Origin of the sequence: Paenibacillus sp. NPDC056722, assembly GCF_042790635.1 — a bacterium.
In the GTDB taxonomy this organism is placed as follows: Bacteria; Bacillota; Bacilli; order Paenibacillales; family Paenibacillaceae; genus Paenibacillus_AQ; species Paenibacillus_AQ agri.
Window position 1 is genome coordinate 801160 of sequence record NZ_JBHTYV010000002.1, and the last position, 14128, is coordinate 815287.

17 protein-coding genes are annotated in these 14128 nt (G+C 49.3%); 7 read left to right on the top strand and 10 right to left on the bottom strand.

Features of this window, described 5'->3' with window-relative positions; all coding sequences use genetic code 11:
* Window positions 1–6 precede the first annotated feature (6 nt).
* Window positions 7–684, bottom strand: a complete 678-nt coding sequence (locus ACFRAM_RS07915; protein WP_379465411.1) for an amino acid ABC transporter permease — start codon at window positions 682–684, stop codon at window positions 7–9.
* Window positions 665–1330 carry an amino acid ABC transporter permease gene (locus ACFRAM_RS07920; protein ID WP_379465413.1) on the bottom strand — a complete coding sequence of 222 codons (666 nt, stop codon included), beginning with the start codon at window positions 1328–1330 and terminating at the stop codon, window positions 665–667. Before ACFRAM_RS07920 ends, ACFRAM_RS07915 begins: the two co-directional genes overlap by 20 nt.
* A gap of 255 nt (window positions 1331–1585) precedes the next feature.
* Here ACFRAM_RS07920 and ACFRAM_RS07925 point away from each other — a divergent pair, with 255 nt between their 5' ends.
* The 4 genes from ACFRAM_RS07925 to ACFRAM_RS07940 all read left to right on the top strand — a co-directional run bounded on the left by ACFRAM_RS07925 (window position 1586) and on the right by ACFRAM_RS07940 (window position 4937).
* On the top strand, window positions 1586–2101 hold the full coding sequence (locus ACFRAM_RS07925) for a hypothetical protein (RefSeq protein ID WP_379465415.1): 516 nt from the start codon (window positions 1586–1588) through the stop codon (window positions 2099–2101).
* Between the two features lie 46 nt (window positions 2102–2147).
* Window positions 2148–2543: a hypothetical protein gene (locus ACFRAM_RS07930; RefSeq protein WP_379465417.1), complete on the top strand. Its 396-nt coding sequence runs from the start codon at window positions 2148–2150 to the stop codon at window positions 2541–2543.
* 30 nt (window positions 2544–2573) lie between these two features.
* Window positions 2574–3158 carry a TetR-like C-terminal domain-containing protein gene (locus tag ACFRAM_RS07935; RefSeq protein WP_379465419.1) on the top strand — a complete coding sequence of 195 codons (585 nt, stop codon included), beginning with the start codon at window positions 2574–2576 and terminating at the stop codon, window positions 3156–3158.
* A 198-nt stretch (window positions 3159–3356) separates the two neighbouring features.
* Window positions 3357–4937 (top strand): oleate hydratase, encoded by a 1581-nt coding sequence (locus tag ACFRAM_RS07940; RefSeq protein WP_379465421.1) that lies wholly within the window; start codon window positions 3357–3359, stop codon window positions 4935–4937.
* 85 nt (window positions 4938–5022) lie between these two features.
* Here the strand turns inward: ACFRAM_RS07940 and ACFRAM_RS07945 are convergent, their stop codons facing one another.
* Entirely contained in the window at window positions 5023–5751 is a 729-nt protein-coding gene (locus ACFRAM_RS07945; RefSeq protein WP_379465423.1) for a DsbA family oxidoreductase, read from the bottom strand.
* Between the two features lie 203 nt (window positions 5752–5954).
* On the opposite strand from ACFRAM_RS07945, the gene ACFRAM_RS07950 reads away from it, so the two are divergent.
* Together ACFRAM_RS07950 and ACFRAM_RS07955 are read left to right on the top strand one after the other, a co-directional pair.
* On the top strand, window positions 5955–6887 hold the full coding sequence (locus ACFRAM_RS07950; protein WP_379465425.1) for a glycosyltransferase family 2 protein: 933 nt from the start codon (window positions 5955–5957) through the stop codon (window positions 6885–6887).
* Between the two features lie 255 nt (window positions 6888–7142).
* Window positions 7143–8255 carry an FAD:protein FMN transferase gene (locus tag ACFRAM_RS07955; protein WP_379465427.1) on the top strand — a complete coding sequence of 371 codons (1113 nt, stop codon included), beginning with the start codon at window positions 7143–7145 and terminating at the stop codon, window positions 8253–8255.
* 701 nt (window positions 8256–8956) lie between these two features.
* Here the strand turns inward: ACFRAM_RS07955 and ACFRAM_RS07960 are convergent.
* From ACFRAM_RS07960 to ACFRAM_RS07980, 5 genes are all read right to left on the bottom strand, one after another.
* Entirely contained in the window at window positions 8957–9667 is a 711-nt protein-coding gene (locus ACFRAM_RS07960) for an HAD family hydrolase (RefSeq protein ID WP_379465429.1), read from the bottom strand.
* 20 nt (window positions 9668–9687) lie between these two features.
* Complete coding sequence (locus tag ACFRAM_RS07965) at window positions 9688–10170, bottom strand: GNAT family N-acetyltransferase (RefSeq protein ID WP_379465431.1); 483 nt, start codon at window positions 10168–10170, stop codon at window positions 9688–9690.
* Between the two features lie 119 nt (window positions 10171–10289).
* A complete protein-coding gene (locus tag ACFRAM_RS07970) occupies window positions 10290–10799 on the bottom strand; it encodes a metallophosphoesterase family protein (protein WP_379465432.1) in 510 nt (169 codons plus the stop codon).
* A gap of 141 nt (window positions 10800–10940) precedes the next feature.
* A complete protein-coding gene (locus ACFRAM_RS07975) occupies window positions 10941–11618 on the bottom strand; it encodes an HAD family hydrolase (RefSeq protein ID WP_379465433.1) in 678 nt (225 codons plus the stop codon).
* A 155-nt stretch (window positions 11619–11773) separates the two neighbouring features.
* Window positions 11774–12034 (bottom strand): YqkE family protein, encoded by a 261-nt coding sequence (locus tag ACFRAM_RS07980; RefSeq protein WP_175370679.1) that lies wholly within the window; start codon window positions 12032–12034, stop codon window positions 11774–11776.
* 89 nt (window positions 12035–12123) lie between these two features.
* Between ACFRAM_RS07980 and ACFRAM_RS07985 the strand changes: the two genes are divergently transcribed.
* Window positions 12124–12450: a winged helix-turn-helix transcriptional regulator gene (locus ACFRAM_RS07985; protein WP_066373172.1), complete on the top strand. Its 327-nt coding sequence runs from the start codon at window positions 12124–12126 to the stop codon at window positions 12448–12450.
* 150 nt (window positions 12451–12600) lie between these two features.
* On the opposite strand, the gene ACFRAM_RS07990 is transcribed toward ACFRAM_RS07985, so the two are convergent.
* Window positions 12601–13104: a GNAT family N-acetyltransferase gene (locus ACFRAM_RS07990; protein WP_379465434.1), complete on the bottom strand. Its 504-nt coding sequence runs from the start codon at window positions 13102–13104 to the stop codon at window positions 12601–12603.
* 71 nt (window positions 13105–13175) lie between these two features.
* Window positions 13176–14018 carry an SDR family oxidoreductase gene (locus tag ACFRAM_RS07995; protein ID WP_379465435.1) on the bottom strand — a complete coding sequence of 281 codons (843 nt, stop codon included), beginning with the start codon at window positions 14016–14018 and terminating at the stop codon, window positions 13176–13178.
* Between the last annotated feature and the right edge of the window lie 110 nt (window positions 14019–14128).

Below are 14128 nucleotides of genomic sequence, written 5' to 3' on the forward strand. Positions count from 1 at the left end.
TAATATCTAATTTTGCCATCGGCGCTCTACCCTCTTGGATAGTCTGGATAACGGATAACAGACAAGAAAATAAAGAATGAAGATGAATCCGTATACCCAAAAGGATGCCGTCGGCGCTTTGATCACGCCGAGCTCTATAATCTGCTGTCCGATCTTCACCACGTCGATCACTCCGATCAGCACGACCAGGGAAGTCGTTTTAACCATCCGTGTTGCCAGATTAATCGCCCCGGGCAGCATTCGCCGCACGGCCTGCGGAATAAGAATATAGCGGTATAACTGCCGGGTGCCGAGGCCAAGCGCCTTTCCCGATTCCAGTTGATGACGAGGCAGGGATTCCAATCCTCCCCGGACAATGTCGCCGATTTCTGCCGCACCCCACAGGCTGAACACAAGGATGGCTGTCACTTCCCCGTCTATATCAATGCCGAGCAGCGGAGAGAATCCGAAATGCACCACGTACAACCAGACCAGGATTGGTATGATTCTGAACGCCTCCAGATACAGTCGCAAAATGAACTTCAGCGGCCGGGAATTCAGTGTCCGCAAGAGGCCCATAATCGTTCCAAGCACTACGCCGATAATAATGGAGATAAATGCAATTTCTATCGTGACCAGCAGACCGCCCAATAGGCGCTCAAAATTGGAGCCTTCAAACAACACCCTAATCCCCGAATTCTGCATATCGTACCTTCCTTTCCACCCAGCTCAGCACCAGCGACAGTGGCAGCACCATCACCAGATAGGCCAGCACCAGCAGCAGCAGCGATTCCGCCGTCTTGTAATACATGCCGATGAGATCCTTAGCCACATTCATCAGATCCATCAGAGCGATGGCTCCGACAATGGACGTCTCTTTGAGCAGGAATATTACATTAGCCCCCAGTGACGGAATACTGATCGCAAACGCCTGCGGAAGGATCACATATCTCGCCAGCTGAACCTTGGACAGTCCAATACTTAGACCGGATTCTATCTGAGTTCTCCCTACGGCTTCGATCCCACTACGGAATGCTTCTGTCATATAACTCCCTCCGAGAAAAGTCAGACCGATGATGGCACAAGCCGTCTCACTCAGATGAACACCGACCTTAGGCAAGCCATAGTACAGGAAGAACAGTTGCACCAGCAGCGGCGTATTCCGGGAAAGCTCCACATAAGCAAGGATCACAGGACTAACGACCTTGACCTTGTAATATAAAATCACACTGAACACCAGGCCGATCAGCAGTGAGAATAGAATCCCCCAGAAGGCCAGCTTGAAGGTCAGCCACATCGCTGCACCATACAGCGGCAAGCTCTCTATCATAAACTCCCAATTTAATTGCATATGCACACCCACTCTGTCCCAGAAAATAAAATCCTTCAATAAAACTCACTATACGCATGAATTTTATTGGTTATATAAATACACGAACTCTATGAATCATATGTATCTCTTAATTAATTCAATTTTAAGGAAATAAATTACATCCTGCGACACTTATAATATTCATATAATTCCAACTTGTCAACTAAGTTTTATGCATTTTTAACCCTGTCTAGCGGCATGTTACAATAAAAATAAAAGTAAGAAGGTGCCCTCATGTTCCATCCTACCGTCTTTGATAATATTAAAATTGCTATCGAGAACCAAATTTACGACTACGACAACCTGGATGGACTCCTTATTGTTACAGACCGGTCAGATCTGCTGGATCTGGCGATCATGTCCCGGGAATTTATGCTTTCCTTCCAGCTCATCGGGAACCGGAATATTACCTCCGAGATTGTACTTCGTTCCTCTGTAAAAGAGCTGAGCGATGAAATTTTGGAGACGCCGGGAAGTGATCCCGGCTGTCATCTGCTACTACGCTTTTATATGCAAATAAGCGATGCCACTAAGGAATGCCCGACTATAGCCAGTGCACTGAATACCATTTGGGGGCCGGATCTGCAGCCAGTGCAGTCCTTGTCTTTTATATACGGTCAGGAAGAGGATAGCTATCATAACTGCGTTGAATTACAGTTCAAGCGGCAGATTACTGAGGAACAGATGGAGGATATTCCTGAGCTGTTGAAGCATGTCTTGCAAAGTGCCGAAGCCCTTGGAAATCTATAGTTTCTACTCTGCAGCCAAACTCTAATCGAGAATGGAGAATGTCACTATGTCATTTCTGCCTTCTGCCAAAGAAGCTCGCTGGTTTCGGTGGATGGGGATTTACAGTCTGCTTCTGTGGCTGCTGCTCTGCCTGAATCGCTTCGTCTTGCTCGGACGGCCTTTTGAAGCTACGCTTCTGCTGCGGTTCGCCCTGTTTGCCCTAACGATATCCGCTGTTCTGCATACCTTCGGATGGCTTGGTGCCCGGTTGGTCTGGATGATGGCAACTGTCGGGATTGCCGCAGGCTTTCTTGTGATGTTCACTTACAGCTCCAGGGAAATGTCCGGCTGGCAGGATCTTACGGGGTTTTTCGCTTTCTCTGTATTATCACTCGGAGGCTTCGTCTTCGGGTTGATCGTAGAAGGCATCGTGCGGCTGGCCAAGTGGTGGAGAAATTCCTAGTTTCACACGTTGCAATTACATGTGGAGGTGATGTCTTTGTCTAATGCCATACTTACCAAAAATGCGCTGGCCCACTCACTGAAAGGTCTGATGGAGCATACTCCGCTGAACAAAATAACCGTCAAGCATCTTGTAGATGATTGTGGACTGAACAGACAGACCTTTTACTATCATTTTCAGGATATTTTTGAGTTGCTAGGCTGGATCTATACTACAGAGGCGCTGGAAAGCATCGCCCAGTATCGAAGCTTTAACACGTGGACGGACTGTTTCTATAGAATATTCTGCTATATTGAGAGCAACAAGGCCTTCTGCTGCAACACCCTGGATTCCCTAGGCCGGAATCATCTCGATGCCTATCTCTATTCAGTGACCCATGACATGATCATGGGGGTCATTCGTGAGCTGTCCGAAGGACTGGAAGTGAGTAGTACCGATAAAGAATTCATAGCTAACTTTTATACACTGGCTTTTACCGGATTAGTCATTCAATGGATAAGAAACGGCATGAAGGAGCCACCCAAGCAGATTATAGAAAAGCTAAGCGAACTGCTCGAGGGCAACTTTGTTAAGGCCCTACACACGTACGGCAACAAGTCGGCTTCATCCCTATAGATCTGATTCAAATCTGATTTTACGAAGCAGTCGTTCTTAAGAATGCCTCGCGAAGTTCTTTGAATCCTGTCTAAAAACTAGACACTTTCCCTCAAGTGACCAAAATCCCGACACTTCCAAGGTTTTGATTATACTCACGCCTCACGCCTTGTATTACATTAGGGGTGTGATTACAGCAACCCTTTGGAGGCGATAGTTGTGAGAGAAGAATACAGTGATAAACAGGTCTATTTTGTAGGTGGAGGCATTGCGTCCCTGGCCGGCGCATCTTACCTGGTCAGAGACTGTGACTTTCCCGGTCAGAACATTCATATCATTGAAGAAATGAAAATTCTAGGCGGTAGCAACGACGGGGCCGGCGACGAAGAGAATGGCTATGTAATCCGCGGCGGGCGGATGCTCAACGATGAAACTTATGAGAACACGTGGGAACTGCTGACATCGATCCCATCCATCGACCGGCCGGGCCTGTCAGTACGGGATGAGATTATGGCCTTCGACATGGCCAACCCGACTCATTCCAATGCCAGATTGGTCAATAGCCGAGGCGAGGTAGAAGATGTTCTGTCGATGGGCTTCGACATGGCTGACCGCTTGACACTAGGCAAGCTAATCATCACACCAGAGGAGAAGCTGGGCAAAGCGCGGATCAACGACCTGTTCGGCCCTCATTTTTTCACAACGAATTTCTGGTTCATGTGGGCAACCACCTTCGCCTTTCAGCCGTGGCACAGTGCGGTTGAATTCAAGCGATACATGGTACGCTTCATCCACGAGTTCCCGAGAATTCAGACCCTGGAGGGCGTAACCCGTACGCCGTATAACCAATACGACTCTATTATTTTGCCAATGCATAAATATCTCGAAGGCTTCGGTGTAGACTTTACCCTGAAATGTACCGTAACTGACCTGGAGTTCAAGGACGGCGACGGCATCACTGTAACCCGGATGAATGTGCTGCGCCAAGGTGTAGCGGATGTGATCGATGTAAAAGAAGGCGATCTCGTCATCATCACCAACGGCTCCATGACCGAAGGCTCCAGCCTCGGCTCTATGACGGAAGCGCCAAGTCTGAACGGCAAGGGCAGCTCCTGGAAGCTATGGGAGAATATCGCGGCCAAGAAGCCGGGACTCGGTAACCCTTCTTCTTTCGCAGATCATGTGGACGGTTCGAAATGGGAATCCTTCACAGTCACCTTCAAGGACACCAAGTTCTTCGATCTTATGGAGAAATTCACGCGTAACCGTGCCGGTACCGGCGCCCTGGTCACCTTTAAGGAGTCCAGTTGGCTTATGTCGGTTGTGCTGGCCTTCCAGCCCCACTTCCGCAACCAGCCAGAGCATGTCCGGGTATTCTGGGGTTATGGCTTGTTCCCGGACAAAGTCGGCGACTTCGTGAAGAAGAGAATGTGTGACTGTACCGGGGAAGAGATCATGGAGGAATTGATCGGTCATCTTCACTTTGAAGCACACCGGGAAGAAATTATGGCCACCGCCAACTGTATCCCGTGTATGATGCCTTATATCACGTCCCAATTTATGCCGAGACTGCACAGCGACAGACCGCAGGTGGTGCCTGAAGGCTCCACGAATCTGGCCTTTATTGGACAGTATTGCGAAATTGCAGACGATGTTGTTTTCACTGAAGAATACTCTGTGAGAGCCGCCAGAATCGCCGTATACACGCTGCTGGGCATCAACCGCCCAATTGAACCGATCACCCAGTATCAGTACGATGTACGAAGCCTGTTCTCAAGCTTTATCACTTCTTTCAGATAATGGCCTAGATGATATTCATATGCCAAAAAGGCGAAAGAGCAAGGGATTCCCTTCTCTTTCGCCTTTTTAAGTTCAGAACAACAGATTACAGACTACAGGAGCCGTCTACACAACTGTCATCGCCAGCCGTTTGACCTTGGCCTTTGGGTTGGCCCACAACCTGCAGCGCCGGAGCTTCCTGCTCTTCTGCCCAAACAGTGTCCAGCACCTCTGAGAAGACCGGTCCAGGCTGTGCACCTGATACAGCATACTTATTGTTGAAGACAAAGAACGGCACACCGGTAATATTCAAGCGGGCACCCTCTTCGATATCGGCATGAACTTCGGCGCTGTACGCATCAGATGCCAGCATCGCCGCAGCGTCCGCCGCATCCAGCCCCACTTCTTCGGCCAGCTTGGCAAGTACACCCCGATCACCCAGATTCAGAGAATCCGTGAAATAGGCGCGCAGCAAACGTTCGGTCATCTCGGCAGCTTTTCCGTGCTTGGCTGCATAGTGGCTCAAACGATGACCGTCGAACGTGTTCGTATGCACCATAGTATCAAAACGGAAATCCAATCCCACACCCTGGGCCTGCTCCGTCAGCTGTGCATTCATTGCTTTAGCTTTCTCCAATGTCATGTTGTATTTCTTAGCCAGCATCTCGTGGATGGTCACATCGCCGTCAGATTTAGCATGGGGATCCAGCTGGAAGCTGCGGTAGACCACCTCCACTTTATCGCGGCCTGCAAACTGGCTCAGTGCGTGCTCAAGTCTTCTTTTGCCTATATAACAAAACGGACATGCATAATCAGACCAAATATCTATTCTCATCGTCATAACCTCCCAAATAATCCTTCACCTATTAAGTCACTTACTATTATATAGTTGAAGACTTGAAAATACAAACTTAGGTTTTTTCTGAAAAAAGTAAACGAAAGTGGTATATACGCTCTTCTTCGACGGGGAGTAGAATGGGGATAACGGAAATTTCGGATGAATAGCGGGGAGCGCTCCCCCTGGAAGGAGACAGCGGCATGCATGATTTATCTATCGTGATTCCAACGCGCAACCGGATAAGTGACCTCACGCGATGTCTTGAATCTATTGCTGGACAAGTTCAGCTAGAGGACATCTCTATAGAGCTGCTCATTATGGATGACGGGGACATACCGGAGGAGACCCTGGAGCAGTTCCGCAACATACTTGCTGGGCTGCCGCAGACGAAGCTCCGATATTATCGGAAGACCAAACCAGGCGTCTGGCTCTCACGCTATGAAGCGGTGAGTCTCGCCGACGGCGACATCCTCTTAACGTTCGATGATGATGCCGAACTGGACGATCCCCTGTATATCCGCCGTATGCTGGATACCTATGCAACTGATCCTGGCATCGTCGGCGTTGGCGGTATCGCCAAGGGGCTGTCCAGCAGTCCTTCGGGCAAGCTGCTCGGCCGACTGACCTGCCAAATGTCAGGCTCACCGGGCAAGCTATCCGCGAGCACGCTCGCTGGCTCCCTGCTTCTATGGGGAGAAACGAAGGAGACGTTTGAGACCGATTTTTTTCACGGCTGCAATATGTCCTTCCGACGATCTGCCCTAAAGGATATGAAGCCCTACCCCTGGATGACCAGCTATGCAGTAGCTGATGATATCTATATGTGTCATTTGGCCAGCCGCTACGGCAAACTAGTCATCAACCCCCAGATGAAAATTATGCATCACGAATCCCCCAGCTCCCGCGACAAAGCAGGACGCGTTGCCAGAGCGACCGCGGTCAATCATTATTATCTGCTGAACCTGCGCCAAGCTCCGCTAACCGCTTACGCTGCCCTGCTCTGGACACTTACCTATTTAACAGGGAAATCAACGCTAAAACGCAACACGAGTGCTGTTTCCGGTTATATCCAGGGCATCCTCTTCGTATTAAATCCCCGTAAGAATAAGTACAAGGAGTATATGATGAACTAAAGCCAGAGTTCATATGGATTTACACTATCACAATATGCATTACACCGACATGAATACCACTATTACTTACCAACGCATCTTCTCTTTTCAGGGAAGGTGTTTTTGTTCTGAAGTGAGACAAATTTACTATTCGCAGGCCTTTCTCTGGAGTATGCTTATTGTCGCCCGACTGGAGAAATGGGTTCCCGGGGCTTCTTATCTGCGGTATGATAGTCATGATGTGGTTTAAGAAACTAACTTTATGGATGGTGGAACATGTTTAAAAACAAAAAATTGACGCTGATCCTTGCACTCATCGTTGTTGTTGCCTTAGCAGGCGGGATCTGGCTATTCACCGGGGGCAAAAACAAAGAATCCGCGACCTCTCCGGACGGACAAGGTTCCAAGATTGTAGAAGAAAACGGAACGAAATCCCTGTCGCAGACATTTTACATTTATGATACGGTCGTGAACATCAAGATTTTCGGAGACAAGATCGCGCAGAAGAATATGGACGATATCCACCAGATGATGGAACGTATGGATTTGGAATTCAGCCGAACTAAGGAAGGCGGCGAGATCTATGCCGTGAACCAGGCAGCGGGCAAAGAAGCTGTTGTTGTCTCTGACGAAACGCTGGATATTATCAAGGAATCCCTTAAATATGCCAAGGAAATGGACGGACTGTTCGATCCTACCATTGGGCCATTGGTTGACCTCTGGAATATTGGTAGTGGCGGCAAGAAGGTGCCGGACAAAGACGCTATCGCGAAGGCTGCAAGCCTGACCAATTATAAAGACGTTATCATTGACGAGAATGCGAAGACTGTCAAGCTGACCAAAGAAGGTATGGTACTTGACCTAGGGGCGATCGGAAAAGGGTACGCCGCAGACCGTATCGCTGACTATTTGAAAGAACAAGGCATAGAGAGTGCCATGATCAACCTCGGCGGCAGCAGCATTATTGCTTTGGGCTCCAAGCCGGGCGGTGCGAAGTGGAACATCGGCCTGCAGGACCCTGACCAGAGCCGTGGAACACAACTAGGTACGATCAAGATTGAGGACGAGGTCATTGATGCTTCCGGTGTATACGAGCGCTTTTTCATCCAGGATGGTGTCCGTTATCATCATATTCTCGACCCGCGCACAGGCTTCCCGTCCCAGAACGGGCTTAAGAGCATCACAATCATGAGCCCTAACGCAATGGATGCAGATGCATTGTCAACCGGGATCTTCCTGATGGGTCTGGACGAAGGCATGAAATTCATCGAGGCGCTGCCAGAGAAGATCGAAGCGTTCTTCATTACCGATGACAACAAGATCTATGCCACGTCCGGTATCAAAGGCAGACTGAACCTGACAGACACTACCTACACTCTTGCTAATTAAGTGTGCAGAAATGTGGAGCTTTGAGGGCAGGCTTTGAATGAGCTTTGAGCGCGGGACGCGTCGAATGCAAGGTCGTAGATTGCGGAACGTTAATGTAGAGCGTCGAGTGCAGAGCGCGTAGATTGCGGAACGTCCTATGTGGTGCGGTGAACTCCAAGCGTCGATTGACGAGCGTCAAATGTAGAGCGTCGAACGTCAAACGTCGCATGTGGAGCATAGTGTGAACAGGACAGCGACTAGAAGGAACAGGTGAGTGGGAATTAAGTGCATACTTGTATCTTATATTTAAAAAATCTATCCTCATTTGCGAATTAAGTGCAATTATGTACCTTAATTTTCAAGAAAGGACCAGATAAGGGGCCATTGATGAATTTTAACATACATTTTTGCCTTTAATTGCCCAGAACCACTCCATTCCTCCAAATTAAGGTACAGATTTGCCCTTAATTTGTTCTACTCCGGGATCTATGCTCTAGTATCATTCAGAATTGAATTTCCGTGCAATTATAAGACTGTGAAAAGGACCTCATCCTCCACGAATCGTGGAGTTCAGAGGTCCTTTGTTTTATAATTTGTGCATAAATTGGATCATCCCTATTTCCTTCGAGCATCACTTTTGAGCTGACCACCGAGTGTACTCCAAACCACGGGAACGTTTTAAGCTAACGGGGAATCTCACTAAACCAGAACCCCGCGCAATACTATAGGATCGGCAGCCCGGCAAATTCTTCATAATTACTGAACGTGTGCGTCGGCTTATGCGCTGAACGCGGCTCTCTTCCGTGTGGATTGTACCAGCATACTTTCCACCCGGCTCCCAGCGCACCGACAACATCGTTGTCCCAAGCATCCCCAATATACAGTGACTGCTCTGCTGTCGTCCCGGTTTTGCGGTTCACATAGGCGAATATCTCCGGGTCCGGCTTAGCAATCCCGACGGCATCGGAGATAAAAATCCGGTCCGCAGGCAGGATGCGATCCACACCAAGACCTACAATCTTTTTCATCTGGTGATCTGCCGGACCATTCGTAATCACACCTACCGTGTGACCTGCGTTGATAAAGCGGTCCAGTTGCTGCCGCACCCCTTGAATCATTTCGATTTTGTACTGACGGCCGATGTACGCTGCCTGCACTTCTGCTGCCTGTGCACGATCAAGCGTCAACCCGAAATCTGCAAAAGCCCGCTCCATCCGCATGACCCGCGTCTCTTCCAGCGGAATTTCCCCACGTAGATACTTAGGCCACAGCAGATCGCTGTGATGCCTTACCTTAAAGAATAAATCTGCAAAGTCCAAGTTCTCTCCCGCAGGCTTCAAGACCTCCTTCACCGCTTCCCGGAAGGGAACCAGATGGTCATACAGCGTATCATCCAGATCAAAAAATACCGCTAATTTCTTGCTCTTCTCCACATTAAGTCTCCTTGCTCTATTTACTTTTGGAAAAAAAGATCATACGTATAAAAGTCCTCGTCCCTGATGTAGCCGTTCGATTCATATAAATGCTGCGCCACATTATTGTCTGTAGCGGTCGTTAACGTCAAACCCTTGCTTCCCGTTCTCATTGCATACTCACGCGCCGACTCTAGCAGCCTAGACCCTATACCGATACCCCGGAATTTTTCATTCACGTACAGGTCGTTCAAGATCCAAAGCCGCTGCAGTGACACCGACGAGAAGGACGGATACAGCTGTGTGTAGCCAGCCGCTCGGCGCTGATCCCCTGCTTCTTCCACTGCCAGCAAAATAACAGACTCTTTAAGCCGCAGTCGTTCCTCCAGGAACGCCCGTGCCCCGTCCAGATCGGATGCCTGTCTGTAGAACACCCGATATTCATCAAATAACGGAGAGAGCAGCTCCAAGTCTTCCAAATCAGCTTGCCTAATTACGATTTTCTGCACATCATTCTTCTGCATCACATACCCCTGCTTTCCGGCTACAGCCTTTTTACTGTAATTGTAATATCTGGCTGCCGAATAGCCCATGGATAGATTGCTGCAAAATTTGGATCTTTACCTCATCGCTGTTGCTATTCTTATTCCTTGGAGTCATAAAAGATATGACGGGCGTCGGCTATCTTGCCATCTTCAATATCCAGCAGCCCGAAGGAGTACTGCTTCTCTCGCCGCTTGTCCGTTGGTGAGCCAGGATTGAATAACAAAATACCATTTTCTCTGCGCAATAGCGGTTGATGTGAATGGCCAAACAGGATGCAGTCCACTTCTTCCTCTGCAAAAGCGAGCAGCGCGTTGCCATCGGTTCCTTTGCGGGAGTATGGGGTATGTCCATGGATCATGCCGATGCGGACTCCCTCCAACGTGATAATCTTCCGTTCACCGAAACGTTCTATAATTTCCGGACCATCATTATTCCCGGCAATCCCTTCCACCGGAGCCAACTCGGCCAGCATATCGTAAATCTCCAGCGCAACCCAATCCCCGAGATGCAGGATCATATCCACCTTGCGGAACTCTGCTATAAGGGCCTGTGGCAACGCTTTGGCCATTCTGGTCATGTGTGTATCGGATACAACGCCTACTTTCATGTCCTCAGCTCCATTCTTTTCAGGAATCCTACTAATTCTGATTATTGTATAATCTGCACTCCACAGACGCAAGTTTGTGGCAGTTATTCCACCGGCCTCGCGCTCTGTATCGCCTTAGAGTCTTTTGGATATTCTACGATTCTACAAGAAGGCTCTGGCGTCGTTTAAATTTTGGATAATAAAATCCGGATCAGTATGATTGCCCAGCGTCCAGGGAGCGGAGAGCCTATTCAGCCAACAAGCCTGGATTCCGGCGCGTTTCGCCCCCAGAACGTCAGAGGCGGTATCGCCAATATGAATTATTTCCGCTGGCTGCACATTATAATGTGCGGTCAATTGCTGAAACAGTCTGTTAGAATGGTCATTTTTATACGATTTATACGTTTCCGAAGCGAACAGGCGAATAGGATAGCGGGTATAAAAAACAGGCAGCATATCCTGATCCGTATCACTTACAATGCAAACCTGATATTTCCCAAGAATATACCGGATAAAGTCTCCTGTCTCTTCATATAGTTCTGCCTGCTTATGCTCCCGGACGAGTATATCCAGCGCTTGCTCCGGCGCGAATCGGATATTATGCGTGGCGAAGAGTCGTGTAAAGCACTGCCTGTATATCTCTTTGGTCAGGAGGAACTGCCCCTCGTCCCTCATCTGCCCAGCAATCTCATAATAATGCTCTAATAACCAGGCTTGATAACTATTCGCCTGATCCTCACTGCAGTCATCGCCTAAAATCGCACTCCACATTCCCATGGTACTCCTATCCAGATTCACCAGCGTTTGAAACATATCCAAACTAATGATCTTAATCGACACTTCATGGCCCCCCAATCTACCTGCTGCCTGCGAATAACTTGAATTCCGAAGATTCCTGTGAAAAAAGTACCACAGCCTGCCCTCTCCCCGCTCCCTCTTTCATCACACACAAAAAGGACACTCATTCGAGTGTCCTTTCCTGGGCATTTAGCCGTTTATTTGAATTTGTGCCAATCTTGTTTACTGTTCTCCAGCAGATGGGCAAAATCATTATCCAGCCGCTTCTGCTCCGCTTTCCGCTGGTCTTCTACCGCTTGACGGGCTGCTTCCTGACGCTGTTTTTCTTCAGCCTTCAGTTCATCTGCCTGCGCTTTCAGCTTGCTCAGCACATCGCTGCTTAGCAGGTCTTTCAATGTAGCCGGACTGTCCGCTGCGGCAGCGCGGGGAGGCGTTTGAGTTCTTTTCTTTTTTGCCACGATGAATCATCCTTTCAGCCTACGTTTAATTCAAATTTGTTTTAGTAACGGGACTTTTCGTTTATAATGTACTATAAGAGGTGAGCCTTATGAAAGCCACAGATTTATGTCCCCGGTTACAAAAAAGCATGGATATTATGGGCAAGCGCTGGACCGGCCTGATCATCTATCAGCTTCTTCATGGACCACAGCGTTTCAGCACTATCGAAGCATCGCTCCCCGTCAGCGGAAGACTGCTCTCGGAGCGGCTCAAGGATTTGGAACAGGAAGGTATTGTTCTGCGGGAAGTTTTTCCCGAGACCCCTGTAAGAATTCAATATTCTTTAACGGAAAAAGGTCGGGCGCTTGAATCGGTCATTCGGGACCTGCAGCAATGGTCCGAGGACTGGATAGAGCCTGGAGAATGCCAATCCTGATTCCTGTCTAACTATAGAGAGCTTCACTGGACCCTACGCAATCACGTTTCGTAGGATGGAGACCGAAATAATACTGTGACGCAGGGAAACCGGAGAACGCCGGTTTCCCTTTTAGCATTTGGCCTAGAGCGGGGTATGGTGCTCCCAAGATTACAGCTTGCGGCCGATAATCACTAGATCACGTGCAATACCGTCCATTTCGGCTACCCCGGGCAGCAGTCCCCACTCCGTAAACCCGAACTTCCGCAATAGACCCAGACTAGGCTCATTATGACCAAACACGAAGCCTACGAGATTCTTGAGCCCAAGGGCCGGAGCCGTCTCCAGCGCCCGGGTCAGCAGAATGCTGCCTGCGCCACTTCCCCGGTACTTCTCACTTACATACACACTGATCTCGGCAGTCCCATTGTAAGCCGGACGTCCATAGAACGACTGGAAGCTGAACCAGGCCGCGATCTCGCCGTTATTCCTTAGTACCCACAGCGGGCGATGATGGCTGTTATGCTCGTGGAACCAACGTTCCCGCTCCTCTACGCGTACAGGCTCCAGATCGGCAGTCACCATTCGTCCAGCAACTGTTGAGTTATAGATATTCACAATTTCCGCTAAATCGTTGAGCTCGGCATCTTCAATCGTGTAGTTCTGCCAATCCATATCTTCATTCCTCCAGTATAATACATTGTCTGCCATGGTTGGCGCTTGGTTCTTACTATTACTGAAATCGGTCAGGACAAGCCGACCTGTTCTTCACTCCACTGCCAGAGCCGCTTAGCTTCCGCGGAGTCCGTCGCCCTCGGCGACAGCTCCTTAATCTTACGGCGGTAATAATACTCTCCCGTAACCTGACGCAATTCCGGGGCTGTAGCCAGATAAAGGGCGGTGTCCGCACCTTGCTCCGGGGTTAGGAAGAAATAAGACATCAGCTTCATCACTGTGCTTCCAAAGCCGGTCTCCCGGTTCACCCCAATGCTCGTACCCACTGCTCCGGGATGTACCGAATTGACAGTAATCCGCGTTCCCTGCAAGCGCGAGGCCATCTCCCGGGTGAAGAGGATATTCGCAAGCTTGGAGCGGGCGTAAGCCTTCGCCAGATTGAAGCCCCGCGACAATGTCGGGTCCTCATAATGCATTGATCCGATTTTGTAGGCACCGGAAGCAACCACGACGATCCGTCCCTGCTCTGCCGCTTGGAGTCGCTCCAGCAGCAGGTTGGTCAGCAGAAAATGTCCCAGATGGTTAACGCCAAGGTCCATCTCAAACCCATCAGCCGTCAACTGGCGCTTCGTGCTGACTACCCCGGCGTTGTTGATCAGGACATCCAATACAGAATAACGAGCGGCGAATTCCTGTGCGAAATTACGAATGCTGTCCAGCGAGGATAGATCCAGCAGCATCAATTCAATCTCTTCCGATCCACTCTGCTGTCTGGCGGCCACTAACGCCTCTTCCCCGCGCTTATGACTGCGGCAAGCCATGATGACCCTGGCACCCTTGCGGGCAAGTTCAACTGTTGTAGCCAATCCCATACCGGCATTGGCACCGGTGATGATTACAACCTTACCTTTCATACGGGTTCACTCCTCTTAGGCTGGATTCGGCAGACGCGGCCGGTCCCCTGTTCTGGTTTTTTGCGGGCGATTGTCTTAATATAATGGTACATCATTTTGCGGACGGGAGA

Excerpts from the sequence above, each read along its gene's own strand:
- ACFRAM_RS07935 (WP_379465419.1), top strand. The coding sequence starts at position 2,574 with ATGTCTTTGTCTAATGCCATACTTACCAAAAATGCGCTGGCCCACTCA.
- ACFRAM_RS07965 (WP_379465431.1), bottom strand. The coding sequence starts at position 10,170 with ATGCAGAAGAATGATGTGCAGAAAATCGTAATTAGGCAAGCTGATTTG.
- ACFRAM_RS07945 (WP_379465423.1), bottom strand. The coding sequence starts at position 5,751 with ATGAGAATAGATATTTGGTCTGATTATGCATGTCCGTTTTGTTATATA.
- ACFRAM_RS07970 (WP_379465432.1), bottom strand. The coding sequence starts at position 10,799 with ATGAAAGTAGGCGTTGTATCCGATACACACATGACCAGAATGGCCAAA.
- ACFRAM_RS07955 (WP_379465427.1), top strand. The coding sequence starts at position 7,143 with ATGTTTAAAAACAAAAAATTGACGCTGATCCTTGCACTCATCGTTGTT.
- ACFRAM_RS07990 (WP_379465434.1), bottom strand. The coding sequence starts at position 13,104 with ATGGATTGGCAGAACTACACGATTGAAGATGCCGAGCTCAACGATTTA.
- ACFRAM_RS07920 (WP_379465413.1), bottom strand. The coding sequence starts at position 1,330 with ATGCAATTAAATTGGGAGTTTATGATAGAGAGCTTGCCGCTGTATGGT.
- ACFRAM_RS07995 (WP_379465435.1), bottom strand. The coding sequence starts at position 14,018 with ATGAAAGGTAAGGTTGTAATCATCACCGGTGCCAATGCCGGTATGGGA.
- ACFRAM_RS07930 (WP_379465417.1), top strand. The coding sequence starts at position 2,148 with ATGTCATTTCTGCCTTCTGCCAAAGAAGCTCGCTGGTTTCGGTGGATG.
- ACFRAM_RS07985 (WP_066373172.1), top strand. The coding sequence starts at position 12,124 with ATGAAAGCCACAGATTTATGTCCCCGGTTACAAAAAAGCATGGATATT.
- ACFRAM_RS07915 (WP_379465411.1), bottom strand. The coding sequence starts at position 684 with ATGCAGAATTCGGGGATTAGGGTGTTGTTTGAAGGCTCCAATTTTGAG.
- ACFRAM_RS07950 (WP_379465425.1), top strand. The coding sequence starts at position 5,955 with ATGCATGATTTATCTATCGTGATTCCAACGCGCAACCGGATAAGTGAC.
- ACFRAM_RS07925 (WP_379465415.1), top strand. The coding sequence starts at position 1,586 with ATGTTCCATCCTACCGTCTTTGATAATATTAAAATTGCTATCGAGAAC.